Raw genomic sequence first — 2,460 nt, forward strand, 5'->3', positions numbered from 1 at the left:
TACAATACCATAAAATTTATATATTTGATATAGCTATCAATACCAACATATGCATAACAAAAGTAAGATCTTAAAGGCAGCCACTCTGGCTCTGACTATTTTTGCAGCTCCAGCTGCCTTTGCTCAAACTACACCTACTCCACCACCTAGTACAACTACGGGCTCAGATCTGAATGCGGTTACAACAGCAGTTCCTATCTTAACTGTAGGACCTGACTCACGCTCAGCAGCGTTAGGTGATGCTGGTGTTGCTTTGTCTCCTGATGCTAATGCACCTTATTGGAATGCTGCTAAGCTTGGTTTTGTGGAGAATGACATGAGTGTAGCTTTTTCTTATTCTCCGTGGTTGCGTAACATTGTCGATGATATGTCGCTCAACTACTTATCAGGGTATAAAAAGTTAAGCGAAACTTCAGCTATTGCTCTTTCGCTTATGTACTTTGACCTGGGCGAAATCCAGTTTATAGATGCGAATCAACACCCGCTACAGAACTATAACCCGAAAGAATATGCGGTATCGGTATCTTACGGCCAGGCATTGAGTGAGAACTTTAGTTTAGGTATTGCGGCTCGCTTCATACACTCAAACCTTGCCGGAGATGTAAACATCAGTGGCCAGAACATGGAAGCCCAGCCAGGCAATACAGCTGCTGTAGACGTGGGTGTATACTATAACAAGGACATCAGCCAGAATCTAAATTTAGGATTGGGTGCTAACATTGCCAACATAGGCGGTAAAATTGCTTATTCAGAAAGTGAAGACAAAAGCTTTTTACCTACTAATTTAAAAGTTGGTACAGCTCTAAAGTATAACCTGGACGCCTACAACTCCCTTACCTTTGTGCTGGACGCAAACAAATTGCTGGTACCATCACCAGGTGCAGACACAGACCAAAGTGTAGTGAGCGGTATTTTCTCTTCATTCGGTGATGCTGCCGGTGGAGGAAGTGAAGAACTCAAAGAAATTAACTTTTCTGGAGGTATAGAGTACTGGTATAACGAGCTTTTTGCAGCACGAGTAGGTTATTTCTATGAAAACCCTGATAAAGGCGGCAGAAAATATATGTCAGCTGGTTTAGGTATTCGTTATCAGAAATTTGGTTTAGATGCCGCTTACCTGATTCCAAATGATCAGGCTAATCCTTTAGCTGATACTTGGCGATTTACGCTGGCTCTTAACCTCGATTAAATCTTTACATTTATATAGAATGCTTGATAGAACAAAAGCTCCTGAAACATATGAAATAGATGCAGTCAATATCCAGATAGCGGAGGTAACAAGCCTCAGCAATGGAGCTAGAATGCATGTTATCAAAAGCGAAACCCAGCCTGTTGTAAGGCTGGATTTTGTTTTTAAGGCCGGTAAATGGTACGAAGATAAAAAAGGAGTGTCTGATTTGGCAGCCAAAATGCTGCTGGAAGGCTCTTTAAATCATACAGCAAAACAGATAGCCGATAAAGTAGCTTTTTACGGCGCTTCCTTTGAAAGCTCCAATGGCTACGATCGCACTGAGTACACCTTATACTGCCTGGCTAAGTATACTACTGAGCTGTTACCACTCGTATTGGATATTCTGCAAAATCCTGCTTTTCCAGAAGAGGAATTCAACCATTTAAAGCAGCGTACTTCTCAATCTTTAAAAGTACAACGGCAAAAAAACAACTATTTATCTACTCACAGCTTTACACAGCAAGTTTATGGATCACAACACCCTTATACTTTTGGTTTTGATGATGGCGTGCTAGAGGCTGTAACCAAAGAGGAAGTAGAGGCATTTTATAGAAATAGGTTTATAAGTCAGGAATTAGAGGTGTTTGCCTGTGGTGCCATTGATGATGTGCTCCAGCGATACCTGCAGTTAGAAATTGAAAAGCTGCGCATACAGCCAGCAACAGGTTCTGCTCTATCTATAGAGCACAAGATTAAGAGTGCTACTGAAAAAACCAAACTCGTTTCCATAGAGGATAGCTTGCAATCCTCTATACGTGTTGGAGCTAGAATGCCTCATATCAGTCATCCAGACTACCAGCCATTGCTTGTGTTAAATGAGATATTAGGAGGATACTTCGGCTCAAGGTTAATGCGGAACATCAGAGAAGACAAAGGGTATACCTATGGTATCTACTCTGTCATTTCTTCTAAAGAAGAAGATAGCCTTTTCTATGTTGGGACAGATGTAAACTATGCGGTTACAGATAACACCATTGATGAGATATTAAAAGAAATAAAGCTTCTACAGGAAGAAGAAATTCCAGAAGAGGAACTACAGACGGTAAAGAATTACATGTTGGGTAAGTTCTTAAACGATCTTAATACCATATTCGACCAGTGTGACAGGTATAAGCGTATCGTACTTTTCAATTTAGAGCAGGAGCACTATAACAATTATGTCACTACCATTCGGACAATCACAGCTCCAAGGCTTAAGCAATTAGCAAAAGACTATCTAAATACAGAAG

Annotated in this window: 2 protein-coding genes; both read left to right on the forward strand. The window is 40.7% G+C overall.

Features of this window, described 5'->3' with window-relative positions:
* The first annotated feature begins 49 nt into the window (after positions 1 to 49).
* Positions 50 to 1,189 carry a type IX secretion system outer membrane channel protein PorV gene (gene porV, locus ACFQ2O_RS21200; RefSeq protein ID WP_377532812.1) on the forward strand — a complete coding sequence of 380 codons (1,140 nt, stop codon included), beginning with the start codon at positions 50 to 52 and terminating at the stop codon, positions 1,187 to 1,189.
* Positions 1,190 to 1,208: 19 nt separating this feature from the next.
* The coding region (locus ACFQ2O_RS21205; RefSeq protein ID WP_377532814.1) for a M16 family metallopeptidase at positions 1,209 to 2,460 on the forward strand (1,252 nt) is incomplete at its 3' end.

The sequence above is a fragment of the Pontibacter rugosus genome, from assembly GCF_042678745.1.
GTDB lineage: Bacteria > Bacteroidota > Bacteroidia > Cytophagales > Hymenobacteraceae > Pontibacter > Pontibacter rugosus.